Origin of the sequence: Paraburkholderia caribensis, from assembly GCF_002902945.1 — a bacterium.
GTDB classification, from domain to species: Bacteria; Pseudomonadota; Gammaproteobacteria; order Burkholderiales; family Burkholderiaceae; genus Paraburkholderia; species Paraburkholderia caribensis.
In genome coordinates this window covers 3,514,534-3,540,716 of sequence record NZ_CP026101.1, presented here as the reverse complement: position 1 = coordinate 3,540,716, position 26,183 = coordinate 3,514,534, and the positions used below count along the sequence as shown (strand labels likewise).

At 63.2% G+C, this 26,183-nt stretch carries 26 protein-coding genes; 20 read left to right on the top strand and 6 right to left on the bottom strand.

The features are described from left to right. Nucleotides 1-128: 128 nt before the first annotated feature. Entirely contained in the window at nt 129-947 is an 819-nt protein-coding gene (locus tag C2L66_RS15810) for a flagellin domain-containing protein (RefSeq protein ID WP_054929282.1), read from the bottom strand. Between the two features lie 240 nt (nt 948-1,187). On the opposite strand from C2L66_RS15810, the gene C2L66_RS15805 reads away from it, so the two are divergent. Beyond that, nucleotides 1,188-2,129 (top strand): aldo/keto reductase, encoded by a 942-nt coding sequence (locus C2L66_RS15805; protein WP_060599532.1) that lies wholly within the window; start codon nt 1,188-1,190, stop codon nt 2,127-2,129. 294 nt (nt 2,130-2,423) lie between these two features. Continuing rightward, nucleotides 2,424-2,636, top strand: a complete 213-nt coding sequence (gene rpsU, locus C2L66_RS15800; protein WP_007581560.1) for a 30S ribosomal protein S21 — start codon at nt 2,424-2,426, stop codon at nt 2,634-2,636. 150 nt (nt 2,637-2,786) lie between these two features. Here the strand turns inward: rpsU and C2L66_RS15795 are convergent, their stop codons facing one another. After that, nucleotides 2,787-3,212: a hypothetical protein gene (locus C2L66_RS15795; protein ID WP_054929280.1), complete on the bottom strand. Its 426-nt coding sequence runs from the start codon at nt 3,210-3,212 to the stop codon at nt 2,787-2,789. Nucleotides 3,213-3,654: 442 nt separating this feature from the next. Beyond that, nucleotides 3,655-4,311 carry a DNA-3-methyladenine glycosylase I gene (locus tag C2L66_RS15790; protein WP_176056852.1) on the bottom strand — a complete coding sequence of 219 codons (657 nt, stop codon included), beginning with the start codon at nt 4,309-4,311 and terminating at the stop codon, nt 3,655-3,657. A 97-nt stretch (nt 4,312-4,408) separates the two neighbouring features. Here C2L66_RS15790 and C2L66_RS15785 point away from each other — a divergent pair, with 97 nt between their 5' ends. Next, complete coding sequence (locus C2L66_RS15785; RefSeq protein ID WP_060599533.1) at nt 4,409-5,293, top strand: glucosamine kinase nucleotide-binding domain-containing protein; 885 nt, start codon at nt 4,409-4,411, stop codon at nt 5,291-5,293. A gap of 91 nt (nt 5,294-5,384) precedes the next feature. Continuing rightward, nucleotides 5,385-6,206: a Cof-type HAD-IIB family hydrolase gene (locus tag C2L66_RS15780; RefSeq protein ID WP_060599534.1), complete on the top strand. Its 822-nt coding sequence runs from the start codon at nt 5,385-5,387 to the stop codon at nt 6,204-6,206. Between the two features lie 136 nt (nt 6,207-6,342). On the opposite strand, the gene C2L66_RS15775 is transcribed toward C2L66_RS15780, so the two are convergent. Together C2L66_RS15775 and aqpZ are read right to left on the bottom strand one after the other, a co-directional pair. Then, nucleotides 6,343-6,657, bottom strand: a complete 315-nt coding sequence (locus C2L66_RS15775; protein WP_060599535.1) for a PXPV repeat protein — start codon at nt 6,655-6,657, stop codon at nt 6,343-6,345. Nucleotides 6,658-7,017: 360 nt separating this feature from the next. Next, nucleotides 7,018-7,767 carry an aquaporin Z gene (gene aqpZ, locus C2L66_RS15770; protein ID WP_060599536.1) on the bottom strand — a complete coding sequence of 250 codons (750 nt, stop codon included), beginning with the start codon at nt 7,765-7,767 and terminating at the stop codon, nt 7,018-7,020. A gap of 299 nt (nt 7,768-8,066) precedes the next feature. On the opposite strand from aqpZ, the gene C2L66_RS15765 reads away from it, so the two are divergent. Further along, the gene (locus tag C2L66_RS15765; protein WP_007581545.1) at nt 8,067-8,369 is read left to right on the top strand and encodes an H-NS histone family protein; all 303 of its coding nucleotides are present in this window, start codon (nt 8,067-8,069) and stop codon (nt 8,367-8,369) included. A 313-nt stretch (nt 8,370-8,682) separates the two neighbouring features. Here the strand turns inward: C2L66_RS15765 and C2L66_RS15760 are convergent, their stop codons facing one another. Next, nucleotides 8,683-9,747, bottom strand: a complete 1,065-nt coding sequence (locus tag C2L66_RS15760; protein WP_054929274.1) for a glycosyltransferase family 4 protein — start codon at nt 9,745-9,747, stop codon at nt 8,683-8,685. Between the two features lie 673 nt (nt 9,748-10,420). Here C2L66_RS15760 and flhD point away from each other — a divergent pair. From flhD to C2L66_RS15685, 15 genes are all read left to right on the top strand, one after another. After that, nucleotides 10,421-10,741 (top strand): flagellar transcriptional regulator FlhD, encoded by a 321-nt coding sequence (gene flhD / locus C2L66_RS15755; RefSeq protein WP_007581541.1) that lies wholly within the window; start codon nt 10,421-10,423, stop codon nt 10,739-10,741. A gap of 130 nt (nt 10,742-10,871) precedes the next feature. Beyond that, on the top strand, nt 10,872-11,483 hold the full coding sequence (gene flhC, locus C2L66_RS15750) for a flagellar transcriptional regulator FlhC (protein WP_060599537.1): 612 nt from the start codon (nt 10,872-10,874) through the stop codon (nt 11,481-11,483). Nucleotides 11,484-11,642: 159 nt separating this feature from the next. Continuing rightward, nucleotides 11,643-12,503, top strand: coding sequence for a flagellar motor stator protein MotA (gene motA, locus C2L66_RS15745; RefSeq protein WP_007581537.1), 861 nt, complete (start codon nt 11,643-11,645; stop codon nt 12,501-12,503). Between the two features lie 12 nt (nt 12,504-12,515). Further along, the gene (gene motB, locus C2L66_RS15740) at nt 12,516-13,634 is read left to right on the top strand and encodes a flagellar motor protein MotB (RefSeq protein WP_060599538.1); all 1,119 of its coding nucleotides are present in this window, start codon (nt 12,516-12,518) and stop codon (nt 13,632-13,634) included. Nucleotides 13,635-13,704: 70 nt separating this feature from the next. Beyond that, nucleotides 13,705-14,067 carry a response regulator gene (locus C2L66_RS15735; RefSeq protein ID WP_035987510.1) on the top strand — a complete coding sequence of 121 codons (363 nt, stop codon included), beginning with the start codon at nt 13,705-13,707 and terminating at the stop codon, nt 14,065-14,067. 73 nt (nt 14,068-14,140) lie between these two features. Next, nucleotides 14,141-16,450, top strand: coding sequence for a chemotaxis protein CheA (gene cheA / locus C2L66_RS15730; protein ID WP_060599539.1), 2,310 nt, complete (start codon nt 14,141-14,143; stop codon nt 16,448-16,450). Nucleotides 16,451-16,489: 39 nt separating this feature from the next. After that, nucleotides 16,490-17,017, top strand: coding sequence for a chemotaxis protein CheW (locus tag C2L66_RS15725; RefSeq protein WP_035987516.1), 528 nt, complete (start codon nt 16,490-16,492; stop codon nt 17,015-17,017). Between the two features lie 43 nt (nt 17,018-17,060). After that, complete coding sequence (locus C2L66_RS15720) at nt 17,061-18,848, top strand: methyl-accepting chemotaxis protein (RefSeq protein WP_060599540.1); 1,788 nt, start codon at nt 17,061-17,063, stop codon at nt 18,846-18,848. Nucleotides 18,849-19,096: 248 nt separating this feature from the next. After that, nucleotides 19,097-20,035, top strand: coding sequence for a CheR family methyltransferase (locus C2L66_RS15715; protein ID WP_054929351.1), 939 nt, complete (start codon nt 19,097-19,099; stop codon nt 20,033-20,035). Further along, entirely contained in the window at nt 20,032-20,832 is an 801-nt protein-coding gene (gene cheD / locus C2L66_RS15710) for a chemoreceptor glutamine deamidase CheD (protein WP_054929269.1), read from the top strand. Before C2L66_RS15715 ends, cheD begins: the two co-directional genes overlap by 4 nt. A gap of 5 nt (nt 20,833-20,837) precedes the next feature. Further along, nucleotides 20,838-21,941, top strand: a complete 1,104-nt coding sequence (locus tag C2L66_RS15705) for a protein-glutamate methylesterase/protein-glutamine glutaminase (RefSeq protein ID WP_054929350.1) — start codon at nt 20,838-20,840, stop codon at nt 21,939-21,941. Between the two features lie 74 nt (nt 21,942-22,015). Continuing rightward, the gene (gene cheY, locus C2L66_RS15700; RefSeq protein ID WP_028364056.1) at nt 22,016-22,411 is read left to right on the top strand and encodes a chemotaxis response regulator CheY; all 396 of its coding nucleotides are present in this window, start codon (nt 22,016-22,018) and stop codon (nt 22,409-22,411) included. Between the two features lies 1 nt (nt 22,412). Then, nucleotides 22,413-23,132 (top strand): protein phosphatase CheZ, encoded by a 720-nt coding sequence (gene cheZ / locus C2L66_RS15695; protein WP_054929268.1) that lies wholly within the window; start codon nt 22,413-22,415, stop codon nt 23,130-23,132. A 1,003-nt stretch (nt 23,133-24,135) separates the two neighbouring features. After that, a complete protein-coding gene (locus tag C2L66_RS15690) occupies nt 24,136-24,702 on the top strand; it encodes a DUF2844 domain-containing protein (RefSeq protein WP_054929266.1) in 567 nt (188 codons plus the stop codon). A gap of 16 nt (nt 24,703-24,718) precedes the next feature. Next, nucleotides 24,719-26,005 (top strand): DUF3443 domain-containing protein, encoded by a 1,287-nt coding sequence (locus C2L66_RS15685; RefSeq protein WP_060599541.1) that lies wholly within the window; start codon nt 24,719-24,721, stop codon nt 26,003-26,005. Nucleotides 26,006-26,183 lie beyond the last annotated feature (178 nt).

The following is a 26,183-nucleotide window of genomic DNA, read 5'->3' as shown; positions in this document are numbered from 1 at the left end:
GTTCGTGGCTTGTAAATGCATGTTGGGAGGCGAACCTCCCAACCATGCGATCCAGTTGCGTACCGAAGCCGGGCGCGAGCCGCGGCTTCGGGGCGCGGCGCCGTGCTGCGCGCCGCTAGTCGTCACTCTTACTGGAGGAGCTTCAGAACCTGTTGCGGCATCGAGTTCGCTTGCGCGAGCACCGAGATACCAGCTTGCTGCAGAACTTGAGCCTTCGACAGGTTCGCCGTTTCCGTTGCGAAGTCTGCGTCGGTGATCTGCGAGCGTGCTGCGCTCATGTTCGTTGCTTGCGTGTTCGTCGTCGAGATTGCTGCCGAGAACGTGTTTTGCGTTGCGCCCAGCGTTGCCTGGAAGGTGTTGACGCTCGTCAGGACGGTGTCGATCGTGCTCATTGCTGCCTGAGCGCCCGAAGCCGTCGAAACCGACACGCCGCTCACGCCGAGGCTGTTCGAGTCCCACTTCTGCGTACCGAAGTTCGCCGTGATCTGCTGGCCGTTGAATGCGCCGATCTGGAAGTTGACCGAGCCGATGCCGTTCAGGACCGATTGGCCGTTGAACGTCGTTTGTTGCGCGACGCGGGTGATTTCCGTCAGACGGGTCGACACTTCCGACTGGAGGTTAGCCAGTGCGTTCGAGTCGAGCGAGCCGTCGCCTGCTTCCACTGCCAGCTGGCGGATACGTTGCAGGTTGTCGACGATCGATTGCAGCGCGCCGTTCGTGGTTTGCACCATCGAAATGCCGTTGTTCGCGTTTGCAGCACCTTGCGTCAGTGCGTTGATCGAAGCCGTTTGCGACGTCGAGATCGCGAGACCTGCCGCGTCGTCAGCAGCGGTGTTCACACGCTTGCCCGACGACAGGCGGTTGATCGCCTGCGACAGCGCGCTTTGCGAACCCGAGAGGTTGTTCTGCGCGGTCAGCGAAGCGATGTTGGTGTTGATGTTCAGCATTTTGCGTCCTCGTTTTTAAAACGCCTCAGAGAGAGGCTGTTTTTGGCTCGGCGTCGCGCTTACTGTGTGCATTGCGTCGCCGCCTGTCCTGGTTGACGGCGTGGTCAGAAGAAAACTTTAGGGGCGATCTCGCGAAATTTGGGGGCGCATGGGTGTGGCGCGGGGCGCGAGGGCGCGTCTGTGACGAATGTCAGGAGGGCGTATTCTTGTTGGCCCGCCTTCCTTGCTCGTGGAGATGTCATGCAGAAACGCAATCTCGGCACGTCGCAATTGCAGGTCGCGCCGCTGATGTTCGGCGGCAATGTGTTCGGCTGGACGGCCGACGAAGCGACGTCGTTCTCCATCCTCGACGCGTTCGCCGACGCCGGCCTCAATTTCATCGATACGGCCGACGTCTATTCCGCCTGGGTGCCGGACAACCACGGCGGCGAATCGGAGGCGATCATCGGCAAGTGGTTCGCGAAGTCGGGCAAGCGCGACAAAATCGTGCTGTCGACCAAGGTCGGCATGCTGGGGAGCCGCAAGGGATTGTCGGCGGGAAATATCCGCGCCGCTGTCGAAGATTCGCTGCGGCGCCTGCAAACGGACTATATCGACGTGTATTTCTCGCATCTCGACGACGAGGAAACGCCGCTCGCGGAAACGCTGGGCGCGTACCAGCAACTGGTCGAAGCGGGCAAGGTGCGGGTGATCGGCGCGTCGAACTACGGCGGCGCGCGCTTGCAGGAAGCGCTGCAGATCTCGCGGGACAACGGTTTGCCGCAATATCAGGTGATCCAGCCGGAGTACAACCTGTACGACCGCGCGGCCTATGAAACCGACCTCGAGCCGGTTGCGCTCGCTGCGCGGCTGGGCGTCGTCTGCTATTACAGCCTCGCGAGCGGCTTTCTGTCGGGCAAGTACCGTTCGCGCGACGACCTGTCGAAGAGCGCGCGCGGCCGTAAGGTCGAGGGCTATCTGAACGAACGTGGCTTCACGATTCTCCATGCCCTCGACGAGGTGGCGCAGCGGCACGGCAGCACGCCTGCCACGGTGGCGCTCGCATGGCTGATCGCGCGGCCCAGCATCACCGCGCCGATCGCCAGCGCGACGTCCGTCAAACAGCTGGAAAGTCTTGTCGCGGCAGTGCATTTGACGCTCACGGACGCGGATTTGCGCATATTGAACGATGCAAGTGCCTGAGCAGAATCGTTAAAATGCTGGTCTGAAAGCGAATTTCCTGGTATGATCGGGAGTGAATTGAGATCTTTGCTCGTTTCGTCATGGGTTGCTGGTGGCGAAACGCTAGCTAGGCGCGGCGCCGCAACGTGCGCTGCCCGCGTTTCGCGGTGAACTCCCACCTCTCTTTTCCGGCCTCCGTGGCCGCATTGCCTCTCGTTTCAGTTGTGCTTCGCCAGTCTGAGACGACCGGAGGGCCGGCGCGTGAGTGGGTTGACCGCCACGCCATTAACCGTATCAAGCGTTTTTAGGAATTTCATGACGACGATTCTTCTGAAGGAAAACGAGCCGTTCGAAGTGGCAATCCGCCGCTTCCGCCGCGCAATCGAAAAGAATGGCCTGATCGCAGAACTGCGTGAGCGCCAGGCGTACGAAAAGCCGACGACGGCACGTAAGCGCAAGAAGGCAGCTGCAGTGAAGCGCCTGCACAAGCGCCTGCGCAGCCAGATGCTGCCGAAGAAGCTGCACTAAGCACGCTTCCTCCGGTACGCGAAAGCACGCCAACGGCGGTGTGAGCTTCGAAAGAAGCCACACCGCCGTTTTTCGTTTGTGGGTTTTAGTTCGCTTGCCGGATAGGGCGCGCGAAGCTTCGCGCGCTGAGGCCGCTCGTTACGCTGAATGTCAGGCGGCTGATTTCACGCGTTCGTCGGAAAGGACGAATTGGCGGGCAATCGAGCGTAACCGGTCGCGCCATTCCCAGGTCCCGAAAACGTCGTGCACGTTTTGCAGGCAACTGAGCAATTCGACGGTGACGGGATCGTAGATATTCAGGCGCGAGCGCAACAGCGCCTTCTTCAGCGCGGCCACGCCGACGTCCATGTACATGGGCGTTTCTGAAGCGGTCTTGCCGACGTATCGCACGGGAATGCCTTCCATCGCCGTCATGTAGTCGCGCGGATGGATAAAGCTGCCGACCGGGCAACCGCCGCAATAGCCGCGGTAGGCGCCGCCGCCGCGCGGCAGCAGCGCCGCGCGACCCTGGCCGAACAGATGCTCGACTGCCCGGTCGAAAATTTCCTGATGCGTCAGGAAGTTATGATTTTTCATGTTGGTCTCCCCCCGCGCACTGCGCAGCGGTCATTCGTTTCTGGTGCAATCGCCGACAGTATTCCGTGATGTGCTCACGCCCGAAGCCGCGACGAGGGCATCATTTACCGCCCAATTCACGGCATGCAAAGCGCACACCCTGCACCAGCGACGCCGCCGACGTCCGGCTGACCAGCCCCGTCCGGAGGTGCGTCGAACGACGTCGCATGCATTAGTTATAACGAGCGCAATGCGGTAAAGGTCAGCCGTTGTGTTGGCTAGCGCTCAATGCGGGCACGGACCGCCCGCGCCGCGCTCGTCAACCTCTGTTCGAGGCCTTGCGGGAAGCGGGTTTGCGGGTGACGCCATGCAGCACACTCCGCCCGTTCAAGCCGGGCGCGATTATGCCATGTGTTGCAACGGCGCGACACATACGCACAACACGTTGGAACAAGCCGCGCCGTCACTTCGCGCTCTTTTTGCGGCCTTTCTTCCCGAGCAGAGCGCACCGCGAATAGCAGGCGCAATCGGTCTGATGGTCGTTGACCATACCGACTGCCTGCATGAACGCATAGCAGATGGTTGTGCCCACAAATTTGCAGCCATAGCCTTTGAGCGCTTTGCTGAGCGCGTCCGACACATCTGTCGAAGCGGGCGCATGCGTGTAGCTCGTCCAGGCGTTCTGGATCGGCGTGTCGTCGACGAAGGACCACACAAAATCCGCTAACGATCCATGCTCCGCCTGAATCTGCCTGACCGCTTTGGCATTGAGGACCGTCGACTCGATCTTGCCGCGATGGCGCACGATGCCTTCGTCGAGCACGAGCGCGTCGATTTTTTTCGGCGAGTAGCGAGCGACCTTGTCGATGTCGAAGTTCGAGAAGGCACGCCGGTATCCGGCGCGCTTGTTCAGAATCGTCGACCACGACAGCCCGGCCTGCGCACCTTCGAGCACCAGCATCTCGAACAGATGCTGGTCATTGCGCGAAGGGACGCCCCATTCGGTGTCGTGATAGTGTGCGAGCGCTTCGCTCGTCGTCGCCCAGTTGCATCGCTGCTCCGCCACGTTCAGGCTCCTGCATGGTTGGTTGGTCGCCCGTCTGGCGGGCCACGCCAGCATAGCGGAACGGGTTGCCGCCGCAACCTGGCCGATCGGCTAATTGTCGCGGGCGAAAAGACCTGCCACGCTATGCGGTAACACATCAACGAGCATATCGATGAATCAAGACCTCTATCTGATCGGCGTCGACGGTGGCGGCACCGGCACGCGCGTCGTGCTGGCGAACGCCGAAGGGCAGGAACTCGCGCAAGGCACGGCGGGGCCGTCCGGCCTTGCGTTGGGCGTCGAGCGCGCGTGGAACGCGATTCTCGCCGCGAGCGCGCAAGCGTGCGAGCGTGCCGGTATCGTCGCCGACTGGACGCGCTTCGTGTTCGGCTGCGGGCTCGCGGGCGTCAACAATCGCGACTGGCTGGCGGCATTTCGCGCGAAGGCGCCTGCGCTCGCCGGTCTCGCTATCGAAAGCGACGCCTATTCGACCTTGCTCGGCGCACACGGCGGCGAGCCGGGCGTGATCGTCGCGCTGGGAACGGGCAGCGTCGCGGCTGTGCTGGACCGTGACGGCCAAAGCCGGATGGTCGCTGGCTACGGTTATCCGTCTGCCGACGAGGCCGGCGGCGCCTGGTTCGGCCTGCGCGCCATCGTGTACGCGCAGCAGGCGCTCGACGGCCGCATTCCCGCCGACGAACTCTCGCAGGCACTGATCGAGCACGTCGGCGCGACCGATCGCGACGGGCTGGTGGTATGGCTGTGCGACGCGAACCAGACGGCTTATGCGAGCCTCGCGCCCGTCGTCGTCGCGCATCGCGAGCACCCGTTTGCCGCCCGGCTGCTGCGCGAAGCCGGCCAGGAGATCGGCAAGATGATTGCAGCGCTCGACCCAACCGGAAGCTTGCCTGTCGCGCTGTGCGGCGGCCTTGGCAAGCCGCTGAGCGACTATGTGCCCGCGCCCTATCGCGAGCGTCTGCGCGCGCCGCTTTCGGATTCGGCGCACGGCGCATTGCAGATGGCTCGGCGGGCGGCTGCGCAACCCGGCGGTGCATGACGGGCTAAACGCATGGGAGCGGCTGGAAACGGAAGGTGCCGCGCCGAGAGGCGATAAAATGGAGCTTTCCGACGCCGTCTGCCGCCCGCCCATGTACAAAGTCATTGCCAGCGATCTCGATGGAACGCTGCTTAACAGCAACCATCAGGTGGACCCCTTCACGATCAGCACGGTGCGCGCGCTCGAAGCGCAGGGCATACACATCGTGATCGCGACGGGGCGCCACTATAGCGACGTCGCGGGAATTCGCGATGTGCTGGGCATCCGGCCATATCTGATCACGTCGAACGGCGCGCGAGTCCATTCGCCCGACGACGAAATGATCTTCGCCGACGATCTTCAGGCGAACGTGGTCCAGAAACTGGTGAAGCCGGAAATCGCGGGCGAGCATGGACGCGTGATCGTCAATCTGTTCGCCGACCGGGAATGGCTGATCGACCGCGATGCGCCCGAGTTGCTGCGTTATCACCAGGACTCGGGCTTCACCTACAACGTGACCGATTTGCAGCAGCACGACGGCGCGGATATCGCGAAGGCGCTGTACATCGGCGATCCCAAAGATCTTGCCGTGGTCGCTGCCAACCTCGAGCGCAGGTTCGGCGAGGCGCTTTACGTCACGTACTCGTTGCCGGACTGTCTGGAGGTGATGACGGCGAACGTATCGAAGGGGCGTGCATTGCAGTTCGTGCTCGATCGTCTGGATGTTCCGGCCGCAAAGTGCGTTGCGTTCGGCGACAACATGAACGACATCGACATGCTGGAAACGGCGGGCCATCCGTTCATGATGAATAACGCGAACCCCGATCTCATCAAACGTCTGCCAAATGTGCCGCGTATCGGCAATAACTTTGAAGCGGGCGTCGCGCACCACCTGCGCAAATTGTTCGAACTGGACGACGAATTGACGGCGTAGATTCCGTCTGCCGAATGCACATGGCGCGCCCCTGTCTGGAAACGCGCCATGCCGGAGTGAAGCCTGCTAAACAGGGCGGAAGCCTGAAGCCGGCCAGCGTAAGCGTAAGACGATTTACGCCGCCAAAGCCAACTGCTTAGTCACGATAGCCGCCACGGTGGTTGTCGTTTCCCCGGTAGCCATTGCTGTTATCCCAACGGTTGCCGTGATTCCAGCGGCCGCGATCCCAGCCGCGGTCATGCCGATAGCCGTCGTAGCGGCGGTCTCCCCAATACCGGTTGCCGTAGTACACCGGCTGCGGCGCAGGCGCAACGTACGCGGGCGCCACGTCGGCAGGGGCAGGCGTCCCGAGCGACAGGCCGATGCTCAGATTCGAGTGCGCCTGTGCGACACCGCATGCGCCAGCGGCGAGGCCAACTGCAACGAGCATGTGAGTGACGATGCGCTTCATTGTGATTCTCCTGTGAATGCGGCGTGTTTGCCGTACAGGTTCAATCTACGCGTCGCCAGCGAGCGGCACTGCGACAGGATGTTACGAAGTGAAAGCATGCAATGCCGCCGTATCCGCGGGCTTGCGGCGTTCGCGCAATGCTTTCCAGACAGCGCCTTGCGAGTGCCCGGCATTTGCCCGTATAGCGCGGAGCGGAGCGAAGCGGACCTTTCAAGAAGCTAAGGCGCTTCTTCAATGTCGATGAATCCCGCCGTAAACCAGCCTTACATTTGAACCATCTATTAATGCTGGAAGGGATTCGCTAAAACGAAAACGGGGTGCCGAAGCGCCCCGTTTTCATTCAGACGGGATAGCCAGCAATCAGGCCGTCACGCGCACGCGTTCTGCGTCCGCGACATGCCGGGCATCACCAGCCACCGCGGGATAAACGATCGCGGCAATCACGGCGCCGAGAATCGGCGCGACCCAGAAGAGCCACAACTGGTCGACGGCAGCGCCGCCGACGAACAGCGCGGGCCCCGTCGATCGCGCCGGATTCACCGACGTATTCGTCACGGGAATCGAGATCAGATGGATCAGCGTGAGGCAGAGGCCAATCGCGATCGGCGCGAAGCCTGCCGGCGCGCGCTTATCCGTTGCGCCGAGAATCACGAACAGGAAGAAGGCCGTCATCACCGTTTCGCAGACGAACGCAGCCGGCAACGCGAAGTGGCCCGGCGAACGGTCGCCATACCCGTTGCTCGCGAAGCCGCTCGCGACCAGATGGAAGTCCGGATTGCCCGAGGCGATGACGGACAGCACGTACGCGCCGAGCACGGCGCCCAGCACCTGCGCCACGATGTACGGAACGAGGTCGCGCGCCGCGAAGCGCCCGGCGACAGCCAGGCCCACGCTCACGGCCGGATTCAGGTGACAGCCGGAAATATGCCCGATCGCATACGCCATGGTCAGGACGGTCAGGCCGAAAGCGAGCGAAACGCCCACGAAGCCGATGCCGAGCCCATGCACGGGACCGGCGAAATTTGCTGCAAGGACGGCGCTGCCGCAACCTCCGAGTACGAGCCAGAAGGTGCCGAACAGCTCCGCCGCGAGGCGCCTGGAGAGGTTCATCGTGTGTAATCCTAATAAGTACGGGAAAGTACGGGAATTCAAGGACGAGAGCGCATGTGCTACCCGGCACTTGGGAGCGCAAATTTTAAGCAACGTTGCACAAATGGACTGTCAAGAATTGTCATTCACGAACGCGGAATTATTTCGCGATAAAAGTCCAGCGGTTTGAACGATTCAGTGCCGCTTTATAAATACTCAGACGAAAACTTTTGATAACGCGGTATTAGCCGCCATTGCGAATTTCGTTAGCACGGGCTAATCTCCGTGCTAACCACTTTTAGAAAAAGAGGGGAGCCCAAATGTCACAATACGCAGATCTCAAGGCGCAGATTGCCCGCTTGCAGCAGGAAGCGGACGAAGCACGCCGTAGTGAAGTAGGCAATGTGATTGCCGAAATCCGCCAGAAAATCGCCGAATACGGCCTTAACGCGCATGACCTCGGTTTTGCGGAGGCGGCTCGCCGCGGACGCCCGCCCAAAAAGGCGCCGTTGCCCGCGAAGTATCAGGATCCGAAGTCCGGAAACACGTGGAGTGGCCGGGGAAAGCCGCCCAAGTGGATTGCCGGCAAGAACCGCGAGCGCTTTCTGATCGGCCAGGCCTAATTAGGCGAAACGGCGAAAGCCGGCTGAAGGCGATCTGGCGATATGCGCCGCCTTTCAGACTCTGTTAATGCGCGGTAAGGCGTCTGAAGCGGGGATAGCTTCATTCGCTAAAAGAGCGCATTGCGGCGCATTGAAGAAAGCGCTTCCATTGCCGTTCCGGTTCCGAACGCCGGAAAAGAAAAAGCCGCCTGGGGAGGCGGCTTTTTCGTGTGAGCGGCGCAGTAGCTGTCTTTGAATGACAGCGCAAACGTTCAAGTGAACAAATTACGCAATATGTCGGTGCATCGGCAGAGTTGACCTGTGCAATCCAGCTTCAACCCACGGCCACGCGGCGCAGCATCGGACGGCGCGTTGCTTCCAGCATCGCCGAATAGCTGTCGACATAGTTTTGCGCCATGATCTTCGAGCTGAAACGGCGCTCGAACTGCGCGCGGATTTCCGTGCGCGACAGCTCGTCGATGCGTTGCAGCGCGGCCACGGCGCCCTGCACGTCTTCGCAGATGAAGCCCGTCACGCCGTGGTCGATTACCTCCGGCACCGAACCCCGGTTGAACGCGATCACGGGCGTGCCGCAAGCCATCGACTCGATCATCACCAGGCCGAACGGCTCCGACCAGTCGATCGGGAACAGCAACGCCTTCGCCCCCGACAGGAATTCCGGCTTTTGCGCCTCGTTGATCTCACCGATGAACTCGACGTGCGCCTGCGACAGCAGCGGCTCAATTTCCGTCTTGAAGTATTCCTGGTCGGCCTTGTCCACCTTGGCGGCGATCTTCAGCGGCAGACCGCTTTGTGCAGCGATCTTGATGGCTGTATCGACGCGCTTTTCCGGGCAGATCCGGCCGAGGAACGCGAGGTATTCCGGCTTCTTGCCCGTCTGCGGCGTGAGCAGCTGCTCCGGCAGGCCGTGATAGATCGTGTTCAGCCAGTTAGCCTGTTGCAGCGGCAGACGCTGCGAATCCGAAATCGAGATTACGGGCGCATCGGTGAACGTATCGAACACCGGCTGCAGCTCGGGCAGGTCCAGACGGCCGTGCAGCGTCGTCACGAACGGCGTGTCCAGCGTCGAAAATAGCGGGAACGGCAGGTAGTCGAGGTGGAAGTGCAGCACGTCGAACTCGTGCGCGAGCTTGCGCACCTTTTCGAGCAGCAGCATATGCGGGGCGAGCGCGTCGCGAACGGTCGGGTCCAGGCGCAATGCGCGCGGCCACGACGCTTCGAGTTTCGCGGACGTCACCGAATCGCCGCTCGCAAAGAGCGTCACATCGTGACCCAGATCGACCAGCGCTTCGGTCAGATACGACACGACGCGTTCTGTGCCGCCATAGAGTTTCGGTGGGACAGCTTCATACAACGGTGCGATTTGTGCGATTCGCATGCGGGATCTCCTTGTGCAAAGGGGCTTCGCGCGCGCTGCCTTGCGTGTAGCAAAAAAGCGGAAGCCTTTCGGACGGTTGGGCGCGGTGTGCCGCCGCCCGTGGCAGGATGCCCAAATGGGGTTATCCCTAGGTCTCATTATCGGGATCGCGGCCGGCAATTCGAGTTATTTTTCAAACGCTTAACGTTGTTACAGCGCGAAACATGATGCGTAACAACTGCGCGGATGGTGCCGGAAAGCTCGCGGGTATGGGCATCGAGGCAATATCCACCGCACTTCGGGTCGATCGGCGCAGCATGTTGCACCGTCATTTCGTCAGATCAAATGGTGCGGTGCCGAACGGATCGCTGCGAAATTCGCTTGGTTTCCGCCCAAATATGGGCGCATAATCCGCTTCCCAAACCTTTCACGCTTGGTCTCGCGTGTAAGCAGTCGGCGCTTTCCGCCCGGCACTGCCCTCCAAAATCCCCCGTCACAAAAATTTGTAGGAAAAACTCCTACAGAAATCCTGGATTTATCCGTCAATCAGTTGGGGTGACTGTCCGATTTTCGTTCGCCGCCCCTTTCGGGAAAATCCATGCTGACCATAAGCGTGCCGTTCGTGGTTTTTTTTAACGCGAGCGAGCAAACGTTTTACCAGGCCTGACCAGCCAGTTTCGAATCGGGGGATTCAATGAGCACTCAAAGTGACATGCTCAATGAAATTAGGGAAGTGAACTTGTCCTATCTGCTACTCGCGCAGCGACTGCTGCGTGAAGACAAGCCAATGGGCATGTTCCGCATGGGCATCTCGGAGCAGCTCGCCGACGTGCTCGCCAACCTGTCGCTCGCACAGACTGTCAAGCTGGCCGCATCGAACCAGGTGTTGTGCCGCTTCCGCTTCGACGATCACCAGATCCTCTCGTCGCTGGCCGACAAGGGCAAATCGTCCGCCGTCGCCCAGGCGCATTCCGCAATCCTGATGGCGGGCCAGCCCGTCGAGCAGATCGGCTGAGACTGGCCGACGGCCGGCGCGCAGGCGCCGGGACAGACGCACCCTACGCGCGCCGGCGACGGCGCTTTTATCGTTTTTTCCGGCCGGTTCGCGGTCTGGAAAACGACAACGGACGCGGGAAGCCAGGCGGATGGCACAGAAAAGCGTGGTGCTCGAAGTCAGGGAAATCACCCTGGCGATTGAACTGATCGAACTCGGCGCGCGCTTGCAGCTGCTCGAAGCGGAGACGACGCTGTCGCGCGACCGGCTCATCAAGCTGTACAAGGAAGTGAAGGGCGTATCGCCGCCCAAGGGCATGCTGCCGTTTTCGACCGACTGGTTCATGACGTGGCAGCCGAACATTCACTCGTCGCTGTTCTACAACATCTACCGCTTCATGTCGGGGCTGGGCGGCTGCGTGACGATCCAGTCGATCGTCAAGTCATACCGGCTCTACCTCGAACACGCGCGCATGCACCACGACGAACCGGCGCTGAGCCTGACGCGCGCGTGGACGCTGGTGCGCTTCTTCGACTCCGGCATGCTGCAGATGACGACCTGCACGCGCTGCCGCGGACAATTTGTCGCACACGCGCACGATCCGCAGCACGGCTTCGTATGCGGCCTGTGCGCGCCGCCGTCGCGCGCCGGTAAGACCCGGAAAGCCGCCGACGCGCGTTGCGAGGAAGCTCAGGCTGCCCTCGGCGCGCCACTCGGGGATGCGCTTGCAGCCTTGCCTGAGGCCGTCGTCACGGCCGCCTGACGCGCGGCGGGTGCGCCCGTCGCGTCGCCTTCTTCGGGTGCACGGCGGCACTCTGGTTAACACCGCCCCGCTCCGGCGCGCATTCCGCCAAAGTTTTCCGACTGCTTGCCGTAAACCTGAATAACGACGGTCTCCGTCGCTTTTCGAGAGGGCTCGGCAGTGCTGATTTTCGTGGGAACACTCGTTACGCTGTTGTCCGTCTTCGGCGGCTATGCGCTGGAGGGCGGCCACCTGGGCGCGCTTATGCAGCCCGTCGAAGTGCTGATGATCGCGGGCGCGGGTCTCGGTGCGTTCATCCTCGGCAACGGGATGAAGACGATCAAGGCTACGTTGCGCGTGATTCCGACGCTGTTCAAAGGCGCCAAGTACAACAAGGACGTTTACATGGAGCTGATGGCGCTCCTTTACGTCCTGCTGGCGAAGGCGCGCAAGGAGGGCACGCTCACGCTCGAAGCCGATATCGACGATCCGCAGAAGAGCCCGATCTTCACGCAGTACCCGAAGATTCTTGCGGACCATCACATTGTCGAATTCCTGACGGACTATCTGCGCCTGATGGTCGGCGGCAACATGAATGCGTTCGAGATCGAAAGTCTGATGGACGAAGAAATCGAAACGCATCACGCCGAAGGCGAAGCGCCCGCACACGCGCTGATGAAGGTCGGCGACGCGATGCCCGCATTCGGTATCGTCGCGGCCGTGATGGGTGTGGTGCACACGATGGCCTCCGCCGACAAGCCGCCCGCCGTGCTCGGCGAAATGATCGCGCAGGCGCTGGTCGGTACGTTCCTCGGCATTCTGCTGTCGTACGGTCTGATCGGCCCGCTCGCGAGCGTCGCGGAACAGCGCGTCACCGAGTCGACCAAGATGTTCCAGTGCATCAAGGTAACGATCCTCGCGAGCCTGAACGGCTACGCGCCCGCAATCGCTGTCGAATTCGGCCGCAAGGTGCTCTTCTCGACCGAACGCCCGTCGTTCGCCGAGCTTGAAGAACACGTGCGCCGCGTGAAGGCGAAATAAGGAACGCGGGCGATGAGCAAGGACAAAGACCGCGCAATCGTTGTCAAGCGCGCAGCGCCGAAGAAAGGCGGCCATCACGGCGGCGCGTGGAAGCTCGCGTATGCGGACTTCATGACGGCGATGATGGCGTTCTTCCTGCTGATGTGGCTGCTCAGCTCGGCCTCGACGGTGCAGTTGAAGGGCATTGCCGATTACTTCAACCAGCCGCTGAAGATCACGCTGTGGGGCGGCGACCGCAGCGCTGTCGATTCGAGCCAGATTCCGGGCGGCGGGCGCGACATTTCGACCGACAAGGACGGCATCACGCGTCAGACGGACGGTTCGACCAATCGTGCCGAGCACACGGCCGCACGCGCCGACGACCAGGCGCTGCAGCAGTTGCAGGGTGCAGTGGAGCGCCGCGAGCAGGTTCGCCTGCACGACCTGCAGGTCAAGCTGATGGCCGCGATCGAGGCGAACCCGGTGCTGCGCCAGTTCAAGCAGCAGATCCGCATCGATTCGACGCTGCAGGGCTTGCGCATCGAGATCGTCGACACGCAGAAGCGTCCGATGTTCGCGACCGCGCAGGCGATCGTCCAGCCGTACATGCACGACATTCTGCAGGCGATCGGCAACACGCTGAACGACGTGCCGAACCGCATCGTCGTGCAGGGCCACACCGACGCCGTGCCGTATGCCGGCGGCGAGAAGGGCTACAGCAACTGGGAATTGTCGGCGGACCGCGCGAACGCGTCGCGCCGCGAGCTGATCGCGGGCGGCATGGACGAAGCCAAGGTACTACGCGTGCTGGGCCTCGCGTCGACGCAGAACCTGAACAAGGCCGATCCGCTCGACCCGGAAAACCGGCGCATCAGCATCATCGTGTTGAACAAGCGCTCGGAAGACGCGCTGATGCAGGACGACTCGTCGTCGACCACGTTGTCGAACGATGCGGCGGGCGCGAACAAGCCGCTGCTGCAAAAGATCATCCAGCCGGCTTCACCGCCCGCCGCGCAACCGCCGTCGCCGCCCGCCAAAGCGCCGCACGCGATGCAAAAGGACGCGGAGCCAATCAGCGCCGTCGCGCAGGGCGAGGCGAAACCGGCTGAAGCGACAGACAAGAGCGCGGCGCCTGCAACGGCGACGCAATGACAGATAGCGGGATAACGGATGCGCCGATGGCGGCGCTACCTTGATCCAACGTGAGCGCAGTGAGGATTGAATGATCAGGCACATTCTGGCAATCGACGATTCGGCAGCGATGCGGCAAATCCTTGCCGCGACGCTGACGGGTGCCGGCTATCAGGTGACGCTCGCGGCCGACGGCGACGAAGGGCTCGAAAACGCGCTCGCGATGCCGTTCGACCTCGTGCTGACCGACCAGCACATGCCCGGCCGGACGGGCCTCGATCTGATAGCCGCGCTGCGCGGCAACCCCGCGTACCGCGAAACGCCGATCCTGGTCCTCACGACCGAATCCGGCGAGCCCTTCAAGGCAGCGGCGCGCGATGCGGGCGCCACAGGATGGATCGAAAAACCGCTGGACCCCGACATGCTGACCGAACTGGTCGCGGCGCTCGCCTGAGCGCGGCAGCCAGCAGGCAGCAACCGATATTTGGAAGTGGCATAGCAGCCAGGACTCTCGCGGTGACACACGCATGACACTCGACATCACTCAGTTCTACCAGACGTTCTTCGACGAAGCGGACGAGCTGCTCGCGCAGATGGAGCAGCTGCTCCTGAACCTGGACGTCGGCCATCCCGATCCCGAGGATCTGGCCGCCATCTTTCGCGCGGCGCACTCGATCAAGGGCGGTGCGGCCACCTTCGGCTTCACGGCGCTGACCGAGACGACGCACATTCTCGAATCGCTGCTGGACCGCGCGCGCAACAACGAGATCGTGCTGCGCAAGGACATGATCGACACGTTCCTCGAAACCAAGGACGTGCTCTCGGGCCAGCTCGCCGACTATCGCGCGAGCGCCGAGCCGGATGCGGCCGTCGCCGCCGCGATCTGCGCGAAGCTCGAACAGCTCCATAAGGAAAGCAGCGGCGCCGCGCCCGCAGCAGCGGCACCGGCTCCGGCCGCAGCACCGGCAGCAGCGCCCGCCGTCGCGGATGGGCACGCGCCGGAGCATGTGGTCGAACAGGCTGAACAGGCAGTAGAAGCCGCAGGCGTTTGGGCAGACAACGAACCGGCAGAGACCGGCGCTGCTACATCCGATGCGGCTGCAGGACCCCATCTGAAAATTACGCTACGGGGCGTTGGGGAAAAGGACCAGGAACTGCTCACCGAAGAGTTGGGCAACCTGGGTCGTATCGTCGGGCAGGTGAAGACGGGCAGCGATATCACGCTGTGGCTGGAATCCGATGTGTCGTCCGACGATATCGTCGCCGTGTGCTGCTTCGTGATCGACGAAAGTCAGATCGTGATCGGCCGCGGCGCGGCGCCGGCGAGCGGCGCGGAACAGGGTGCGCCTGGAGCATCCGAAGCCGCGCAAAGCGAGCCGGTCAATGCGGGGGGCACGGCGAGCGGCGGCGCGGGGGCGCCGGCCGCTGTCGTGCAGCCGGCAGTGGCTGCTGCGCCGGCGCCTGCCGCCGCGCAGCCGGTCGCGCAACCCGCAGCACCAGCGACGCCGGCTCCCGCCGAGCCCGCAATCGTTACACCAGCCGCCGCAGCCGCGCCGGCTGCGACTGCGCCTGCCGCGCCGAAGGCCGCGCCTGCATCCGCTGAAGGCGATCGCAAGGCGCGTCCGGCGGCCGCTGCGAACGCAGGCGAAGGCAGTTCGATCCGCGTGGGCGTCGAGAAGGTCGACCAGCTGATCAACCTGGTCGGCGAACTGGTGATCACGCAGGCCATGCTGGCCGAGACCACCAGCACCTTCGACCCGGCGCTGCACGACCGCCTCTTCAACGGCATGGCGCAACTGGAGCGCAATGCGCGCGATCTCCAGGAAGCAGTCATGTCGATCCGCATGATGCCGATGGATTACGTCTTCAGCCGCTTCCCGCGTCTGGTGCGCGATCTGGCAGCGAAGCTCGGCAAGCAGGTTGAACTCGTCACCTTCGGTCAGGCGACCGAACTCGACAAGAGCCTGATCGAGCGCATCATCGATCCTTTGACTCACCTCGTGCGCAACAGTCTCGACCACGGCATCGAAACGGTCGAGGCGCGCAAGGCGGCGGGCAAGGATTCGACGGGCCAGCTGGTGCTGTCGGCCGCGCATCACGGCGGCAACATCGTGATCGAAGTCAGCGACGACGGCGCCGGTCTGCGCCGCGACAAGATTCTCGCGAAGGCCGCCAAGCAGGGCATCACCGTCAGCGACACGATGACGGACGACGAAGTCTGGAACCTGATCTTCCTGCCGGGCTTCTCGACGGCGGAGCAGGTGACGGACGTCTCGGGGCGCGGCGTCGGCATGGACGTGGTGAAGCGGAACATCCAGTCGATGGGTGGTCACGTCGAAATCACGTCGCATGCGGGCAAGGGCAGCACGACGCGCATCGTGTTGCCGCTGACGCTCGCGATTCTCGACGGCATGTCGGTGAAGGTAGGCAGCGAGATTTTCATTCTGCCGCTGAACTTCGTGATGGAGTCGCTGCAGCCGCAAGCCGACGACATCTACACGGTGGCCAACGGCGAGCGCGTCGTGCGCGTGCGAGGCGAATATCTGCCGCTCGTCGCGCTGCACGAAGTGTTCTCCGTCGAGGACGCGCGCACCGATCCGACGCAGGGCATCGTCACCATCATGCAGACGGAAGGACGGCGCTTCGCGATGCTGATCGACGAACTGGTCGGCCAGCAGCAGGTGGTGGTGAAGAACCTCGAAACGAACTACCGCAAGGTACACGGCATTTCAGCCGCGACCATTCTCGGCGACGGCAGCGTCGCGCTGATCGTGGACGTGGCGGCACTGAACCGCGAGACGCGTGCGTCGCATAGTGCGTCGCTGGCGATCGCCTGAAACTGAAATTCAACTCATCCCAACCGTTTGGGGGCTAACGTGGCAGAAGTCCAATCCATCAATTCGAACGGCGTAGCCGGTTCGATCGGCCGCCGCGACGCGCAAGCCGACGCGAGTGGTCAGGAATTCCTGATCTTCACGCTCGGCGCCGAAGAGTACGGCATCGACATCCTGAAGGTGCAGGAAATCCGCGGCTACGACAGCGTGACGCGGATCGCGAATGCGCCGGAGTTCATCAAGGGCGTCATCAATCTGCGCGGCATCATCGTGCCGATCGTCGACATGCGCATCAAGTTCCACCTCGGTCGCGTCGAGTACGACCATCAGACGGTGGTGATCATTCTGAACGTTGCGGGCCGCGTGGTCGGCATGGTCGTGGACGGCGTGTCGGACGTGCTGACGCTCGCGACCGACCAGATCATGCCCGCGCCGGAATTCGGCGCGACGCTGACGGCGGAGTATCTGACGGGCCTCGGCACGGTCGACGGCCGCATGCTGATCCTGATGGACATCGAAAAGCTGATGACCAGCCGGGAAATGTCGCTGACGGAAACGCTGGGCAAGTAACGAATCATCTTCAGGCATCTTCAGGCAATCAGGGAGTACAACAATGCTGAGCAGATGGTCGATCCGGACGACGCTGACCGTCGTGGGGATCATTCTCGTTGGGCTGACGGTGATCGTCGGGGCGCTCGGGCTCACCGCGCTGAGCCGTTCGGGCGACGCGCTCGACAGCATGGCGCACGGCGACATGGTCGCGATCCGCACGCTGAACGACTCGGGTTCGTTCCTGCTGCGCTCGCGCCTGTCGCTCGACCGCGTCAACGCGCTGACGGCGGCAGGCGAGATCGAGCAATCGAAGCAGGTGCTCGACCGCGCAGCCGAACTGCTCGGCAAATCGAACGAAAGCTGGCAGGCGTTTCTGAATACGCCGAAGAATGGCATCGATCAGTCGCTGATCGACGCCGTGGTCGCGAAGCGCACGGCGCTCATCAACGACGGCGTGAACCCCGAGTTCACGGCGCTGCGCGCCAGCGATCTGTCCGGCTATCACGCGATCGCCGACACGAAGATCAGCCCGATGTTCGTCGCCTACGACAACGCGGCATCGCCCGTCGCCAAGGCATTGCAGGCACACGCCGAACAGCAGCAGGCGGACACCGTCGCGCAGATGTCGATGCTGCGCGCGGCGATTATCGGCGTCATCGTGGTGGCGCTGGTGCTGGTAGTGGCGCTCCGCTTCGCGATGCGCGGCATGATCGTGCAGCCGCTGGATAATGCCATTACCTGCTTCGAGCGCATCGCGAAGGGCGACCTGTCGCAACAGGTGGATGCGTCGGGCACCAATGAGATCGGCCGCCTGTTCAAGGCCGTCAAGGTGATGCAGGACAGCCTGTCGACCATGATCCGGTCGGTGCATACGAGCGTCGAGTCGATCGACACGGGTGCGCGCGAAATCGCCATGGGCAACACGGACCTGTCGCAGCGCACCGAGCAGCAGGCCGCGTCGCTACAGGAAACGGCGTCGAGCATGGAGCAGCTGACGGGCACCGTGAAGCAGAACGCCGACAACGCGCGTCAGGCGAGCCAGCTGGCCGTCAACGCGTCGGACATTGCGACGCGCGGCGGCGAAGTAGTGGGTCAGGTGGTGAGCACGATGCAGGGTATCGCGACCAGCTCGAACAAGGTCGTCGATATCATCAGCGTGATCGAAGGCATTGCTTTCCAGACCAACATCCTCGCGCTGAACGCAGCCGTCGAAGCGGCCCGCGCCGGTGAACAGGGACGCGGCTTCGCGGTCGTCGCAGGCGAAGTGCGCAGCCTCGCGCAACGCAGCGCGAGCGCGGCGAAGGAAATCAAGGAACTGATCGGCGACTCGGTCGACAAGGTCCAGAGCGGCTCGGCGCTCGTCGGCCGCGCCGGCACGACGATGGACGAGATCGTGCAGGCCGTGCGCCGCGTGACGGACATCATGGGCGAGATCAGCGCGGCGTCGGAAGAGCAATCGGGCGGCATCGAACAGGTCAACCGCGCCGTCGTGCAGATGGACGAAGTGACGCAGCAGAATGCGGCGCTGGTCGAACAGGCTGCCGCTGCGGCGGCGTCGCTCGAAGAGCAGACGCGCTCGCTGCAGACGGTGATCGGACAGTGGCGCGTGAGCGGCGCGCAGCAGGCAACGAAGACGCTACCGACGGCCAACACGGCGAAGAGCCGCGTGAAGGCGGCCGTCGCTCACGCGAAGCCGGTTCACGCGCAACCTGCCGTCGCGAAGCCGGAAGCGGCAGCGCACCCGCGCGCCGAACCGGTGGCGCGCAAGGCGAGTGCCGCGGCGGCTGAACCCGCGCCGCGCCAGGCGGCTGTGGCAGCCACGTCGGATGCCGACTGGGAAACGTTCTGAAGGACGATGGATCGAGATGCGGACTTCCGGCACATCGTCCCGCGATGGACGTTTCAGCGCGACGCGTCGTGAAGGCGCGCGTGCGGCAGGCTGGACCGGGCCGCTGGCAGTGCAGTGGGAACAGGTAGAACAGAAGGCCGCAGCGCTGACGACGGCGCATGCAACATCGCAAGCAGTATCGACGGCAACAGCGGCATTGGCGGGATCGACGGGCGGTGCGGCGCTCCTTATGGCAGACGGAAGACATCATGATGGCAACGCGCGCGCAATCACGCCCTGAGCGGGCAGAGCCGGGAAGATCCGGCGAACAGGCACGCGACTTCGAGTTCACTTCGGCGGATTTCGCGCGGATTCGTGAACTGATTCATCGCAGCGCAGGCATTTCGCTGTCCGACCACAAGCGCGACATGGCGTACAGCCGTCTCGCCCGGCGGCTGCGGGCGCGCGGGCTCGACTCGTTCCGCCAGTATCTCGACATGCTCGAGGCGGACAACGATCCCGCCGAGTGGGAAGCCTTCACGAACGCGCTCACGACCAACCTCACCGCGTTCTTTCGCGAAGCGCATCACTTTCCGATCCTCGCGGACTTCGTTGCGCGCCGGCCGGCGCCCGTGTCGGTGTGGTGCTCGGCGGCATCGACGGGCGAGGAGCCGTATTCGATCGCGATGACGCTGATCGAAGCGCTCGGCGACCATGCCGCGCGCCAGGCGACGGTGCTCGCCACCGACATCGACACGCAGGTGCTCGCGAAGGGCGAAGCGGGCATGTACCAGTTCGACCAGGTCAAGCATCTGTCGCCGGAACGGCTCAAGCGCTTCTTTCTGAAGGGTACGGGCGCGCACGCGGGCATGGTGAAGGTGCGTCCCGAAGTGCGCGCGATGATCCGCTTCGAACAACTGAACCTGACGGATCGCGATTACCGGCTGAACACGCAGTTCGACGCGATCTTCTGCCGCAACGTGATGATTTACTTCGACAAGCCGACGCAGGGGCAGGTGCTGTCGCGCTTCGAGCCGCTCGTGAAGCCGGGCGGCCTGCTGTTCGCCGGGCATTCGGAAAACTTCACCTACGTCACGCAGGCGTTCCGTCTGCGCGGACAGACCGTCTATGAACTGACACGCGATGGCGGCACCGCGACGGCTGCCGGCCGTGCGGCGCAACGTGCAACGAGCGGGGTGCCAGCATGAGCAGCACCCTGCCGATCGCAACCAACCTGTATTACGACAATCACTTCCAGCGCCCCGGCGTGAAGCTGTTGCCGAACGAGTTCTACACGACGAGCGAAGACATGGTGCTCGTCACCGTGCTCGGCTCGTGCGTGGCGGCCTGCATCCAGGACCGCACGGCGGGCATCGGCGGCATGAATCACTTCATGCTGCCCGACGATGGCGCAGACGTCGCGCAAGCCGCGTCCGACTCGATGCGCTACGGCGCGTACGCCATGGAAGTGCTGATCAACGAGCTGATCAAGGCGGGTGGACGGCGCGAGCGCTTCGAAGCGAAGGTGTTCGGCGGGGCGGCCGTGCTGGCCGGTATGACGACGATGAACATCGGCGACCGCAACTCCGAGTTCGTGCGCCGTTACCTTGCGCTCGAAAAAATCCGCATCGTCGCCGAGGACTTGGAAGGCAAGCATCCGCGCAAGGTCGCGTTCATGCCGCGCACCGGTCAGGTGATGGTGAAGAAGCTGCGTCTTCAGCAGGAAGAAGGCGTCGCGGAACGCGAACAGGCGCTCGCCCGGCAATCGGCCGAAGAGCGCGCCGAGCGGCTCGCGAAAGCACGCGCGCGCGTCGAGTTGTTTTCGTCGCCCGCTGCCGCGAAGCCGCGCATCGAGCTGTTTGGCTCGGGCGGATCGGCGGGAGCCAACCAGGCTTCGGGAACGGGCGCCGCGCGCCCGGCTGGCGCGAAACCGCGTATCGAACTATTTGGCGCCACCGGGCGCCCGGCCCAACCAAATAACGCCAGGACAGTAGAGGAGGCGTGAGCACCGTGCAAAAGATCAAAGTATTGTGCGTCGATGATTCGGCGTTGATTCGTAGCCTGATGACGGAAATCATCAATTCGCAACCCGACATGACGGTCGTCGCCACCGCGCCCGATCCCCTCGTCGCGCGAGACCTCATCAAGCAACACAATCCGGACGTGTTGACGCTCGACGTCGAAATGCCGCGCATGGACGGCCTCGACTTTCTCGAGAAGCTGATGCGCCTGCGTCCGATGCCTGTCGTGATGGTGTCGTCGCTGACCGAGCGCGGCTCGGAAATCACGCTGCGCGCGCTCGAACTCGGCGCCGTCGATTTCGTGACGAAGCCGAAAGTCGGCATTCGCGACGGCATGCTCGACTACTCGGAAAAACTCGCCGACAAGATCCGCGCGGCAGCCCGCGCGCGCGTGCGCCAGGCCGCGCCCGTGCAGCATGCTGCAGCGGCCGCCGGGCACCCGGGCGCCGCCGCGCATGCCGCGTCGCCTGCGCCGCTCTTCAACAATCCGCTCGTGTCGACGGAAAAGCTGATCATCGTCGGCGCGTCGACGGGCGGCACGGAAGCGATTCGCGAAGTGCTCGTGCCGCTGCCGCCCGATGCGCCCGCTGTGCTCATCGCGCAACACATGCCGCCCGGTTTCACAAAATCTTTTGCGCAACGCCTTAATGGTTTGTGCCGGATTACCGTTAAAGAGGCAGAGCACGGCGAACGCGTGCTGCCCGGTCATGCGTATATCGCACCCGGCCACGCTCACCTGTTGCTCGCCCGTAGTGGGGCCAACTATATTGCGCATCTGTCAGACGACCCGCCGGTCAACCGGCATCGTCCGTCTGTCGATGTGTTGTTCCGCTCGGCGGCGCAGCATGCGGGGAAGAACGCGGTCGGCGTGATTCTCACGGGCATGGGACGCGACGGCGCAGCGGGTCTGCTGGACATGAGGAAAGCGGGTGCGTACACGCTCGCGCAGGACGAAGCGAGCTGCATCGTGTTCGGCATGCCGCGCGAGGCGATCGCGATGGGCGCCGCGGACGAAATCGCGTCGCTGTCGGAAATGAGTCGGCGCGTGATGACACGTTTGTCCGCAATGGGCGATCGCGTTCAACGCGTATGATGCGAGCCTCGGCGCAAAATTGAGATAAGCCGAAGACCACCGCACGATCTGGATTGGGGAAAAAGGAACAGGAAATGGATAAGGGAATGAAGATTCTGGTTGTGGACGACTTTCCGACGATGCGCCGGATCGTTCGCAATCTGTTGAAGGAACTGGGTTACTCGAACGTCGACGAAGCGGAAGACGGCGCGGCGGGTCTTGCGCGTCTGCGCAGCGGTGCGTACGAGTTCGTGATTTCGGACTGGAACATGCCGAACCTGGACGGCCTGGCGATGTTGAAGGAGATCCGCGCGGACGCGACGCTCTCGCACCTGCCGGTGCTGATGGTGACGGCCGAATCGAAGAAGGAGAACATCATTGCGGCGGCTCAGGCTGGCGCAAGTGGCTATGTGGTGAAGCCGTTCACGGCTGCGACGCTCGACGAGAAGCTCAACAAGATTCTCGAGAAGATGGCAAAAACCGGGAGCTGACGTGAACCCACCCATCGACGAGCAGGGCGCGAGAGAAGACGGCACCGACCTCGCCACCGACCGCATCCTTGCGCGCATTGGACAGTTGACGCGCACGCTGCGCGATTCGATGCGCGAGCTGGGGATCGACAAGCATGTCGAGCGCGCGGCGGAGGCGGTGCCGGATGCTCGCGACCGTCTGAAGTACATCGCGACGATGACCGAGCAGGCGGCCGAGCGCGTGCTGTCGGCGCTCGAAGTGGCGAAGCCGATGCAGGAGCAGTTGCAGCAGGATGCGGCGGAACTCGACGCGCGTTGGGAGCAGTGGTATGCGGCGCCCATCGAGCGTGAGGAAGTGCGGGCGCTGATGAACGACACGCGGACTTTTCTCCGCGGGGTGCCGGAGGTGACGACTGCGACCAACGCGCAGATGCTCGAGATCATGATGGCGCAGGACTTTCAGGATCTGACGGGGCAGGTGATCAAGAAGATCACGGATGTTGTTTATCTGATCGAGCAGCAGTTGCTCGGGGTGCTGATCGACAATATCGCCGCCGAGCGGCGGGAGCAGTTTGCTGCTACGGCGCAGCAGCTTGTTGCCGAGGCGCAGCATGAGGCGATTTCTCCGACGGGGAGTCCGGAAAGTTTGCTGAATGGGCCGCAGATTAATCCTGAAGGTAAGGCCGATGTTGTGCAGGATCAGGGGCAGGTTGATGATCTGCTGGCTAGTCTCGGGTTTTGATTTGGGTTTTGGTTTGGGTTTGGTTTTTGGTTTGTCTGCGACGCGGGGTGGTCTGCCGGGGTTTGCGCTGGCATCCGCGTTTTGCTTTTGCTTTCGCTGGCATCCGCGATTCGCTAGCGTGCTTCACGCGTCGCCCCTGTGCGGGGCGGCACCTACTTTTCTTTGCCGCCGCAAAGAAAAGTAGGCAAAAGAAAGCGGCTCACACCGCCAGCGCTAATTCTTGCCTGAGGGCCCCCAAAGGTTCTTACGCTTCACACGGCAATCACGTGACCCACGTTCGTTGCCAACGCTCTGAATGAGCGCCTCACCCGCTTCACGCCCCCGCTTTTCAGCACGCCGCGCCAGACAGTCTACCGCCGCCCAGGTGGCAAACTGTGTGTAGGCCGTGGTGCCTCGCACGCCTCACTCCGGACCGATAGCGCACGCGTCCCACCCTGTAAGAGCGCCAAGCCATACGACGCGACAACCTACACACAGTTTGCCACCTGGGCGGCCCATACCGTTCGCTGCCGCTGGCCTTTGTACGGGAGTCTGAAGCGGGTGAGGCGCCAGTTCGAAGCGTTGGCAACGCACACGAACAAGGGCGTTGCCGTGTGAAGGGTGGGGACGTTGGGGGCCCGTGGGTAAACGTCAAGAATTGGCGGTGTGAGCCGCTTTCTTTTGCCTACTTTTCTTTGCGGCGGCAAAGAAAAGTAGGTGCCGCCCCGCACAGGGGCGACGCGTGAAGCGCGCTAACAATTCGCGGATGCCAGCAAAAGCAAAAGCAAAAGCAAAACCAAACCAAACAGCGTCGCAGACAAGAAACCCAAAAACCCGTCACAGACACAAACCACTGTCATACTACCCATAAGGGAGACAGGCGAAGACAGTCCCGCGACGCGATCGACGCCCCATTACGCATAACGCGCATCAGCACGCGCCGTGCCGCTTGCTCCCTGAATCAACAAGCCGGGCCCGCGAATTGCGGGCATTGTCCGCTGTCGATGGTGGGAGGCTCACAACCATGTTGATCCGCTTCAGCCGTGCTGTGTTTGCTTCAGCTCTGGGATTCTGCTGCTCGCTGCCCGTCCTGCTCGTTCCCCTACCCGCGAACGCCGCGCTAGGCGGAGATCCAATGGCGCCGCCCGCAGGGTCCAGCGCTACCACCCGCACCATTGCCGCGCCATCGTCGAATGGCATTGCAGTGATGCGCAGCGCGTCATCCGCCAGTTCGGGGGCCGCAACACCCTCTTCCTCGACCGGCGCATCGGCGTCATACACCGTCCGGCAAACGACGCTCGGCAACGGCACGGTGATCCGCGAGTACATCTCGGCGGCGGGCAGCGTGTTCGGCCTCGCATGGAGCGGGCCGCAAATGCCCAATCTGTCCGAGCTGCTCGGCAGCTACTTCCCGCAATACGTGGCAGGCGTGACCAGCGCGCGTCAACTGCGCGGCGGCGGCCACGGCCCGGGCATCGTGCAGGACAGCGGACTCGTCGTGCATTCGGGCGGCCACATGGGCGCGTTCTCCGGCCAGGCCTATCTGCCGCAGGCATTGCCCGCCGGCGTGAGCGGCACCGACATCCAGTGACGACGGGAGATCCATCATGCGATTTGCGTTGAAGCTCGAAGCGTGCGCCAGCGTCGTGAAGGCCGTGCTCGCCGTGTCCGTCGTCGCGATGACGGCATTCGTCGCCGGCTGCGGCGGCGGAGGCGGCGATTCGTCGTCGTCTTCGTCGAACAACAACAGCAACAGCGGCCCCAACCAGCAGCCGATCGCCGCGAATGCGGCAAACACGGTGGCCGTTTCCGTGGGACGGGGCGTCGCGGGCATCATCAATATTCCGACCGTTTCCGTGACGGTCTGCGCGCCGAACTCCACAACCAACTGCACGACCGTCGATAACGTGCTGCTCGACACCGGCTCGTTCGGCTTGCGCGTCATCAATTCGGCACTCGGCTCGCTCGCGAACTCGCTGCCCGTCCAGCAGGCCACGGCAGGCGGCCAGCTCGCCGAATGCACGCACTTCGCGGACGGCTTCACGTGGGGCACGACGCGCACCGCGACCGTCAAGATCAGCGGCGAAGTGGCAAGCAACATCCCGATCCAGGTCATCGGCGACATGCCCGATTCGACCATTCCCGCGAGCGGCTGCGTGAATGGCGCGAACGAGAACACGGCCAGTGCGCTCGGCGCAAACGGCATCCTGGGCCTTGGCGTCGCGCCCGTCGATTGCGGTGCGGCCTGCTCGGTGCAGGCCAACGTTGCACAGTTCAGTAACTATTACGCATGCCCGAACGGCACGAACTGCACGCGCACGCTGGCCGAGACGGCGAAACAGGTGGCCAACCCGATCCCGAACTTCCCCGTCGACAACAACGGTGTGATCGTGCAGATGGCGCCGATTTCGTCCAGCGGCGCGGCGACGGCGACGGGAACGGTCGTATTTGGCATCGGCACGCAGTCGAACAACGGCAACGCGGCCGCCACGACCTATACGACCGATGCGTCCGGCGACCTCGTCGCCAGCACGTTCAACGGTTCGACGATCCGCACGTTCATGGATTCGGGCTCGAACGGCTACTTCTTCCAGGACAACTCGCTGGCGCTGTGCGGCGGCAACCTGGCGTCGTTCTATTGCCCGGGCTCGACCCAGCAGCGCACCGTGAACCTGGTCGGCGCAAACGGCGCGACGGGGGCCGTGACGATCAACATCGCGAACGCGCAGACGCTGCTCAGCAACGCGAACAACTACGCGTTCAACGATCTCGGGGGGCAGATCGGCTCGCTGAGCGCGTTCGACCTCGGCTTGCCGTTCTTCTTCGGGCGTTATGTCTACTACGGCGTCGACAAGCGCGCGACGGGCGGCGCGGCGCCATTTGTCGCGTTCTGACGCCGCTGCCTGCTGGCCGGGTTTCCGGCCGAATTTCGATGCCGGCGCGGCGGACCGCTCCCCGGCGGGCCGCCCCGCGTCGCGCCATGCCCGCCCGGAAAGCCGGCGGCGCGCCCTTGCGCCGTCCATCGGTTGAAATACCCCGGTTTCCCCGCCCTTATCCGCCAATCGCCACTCG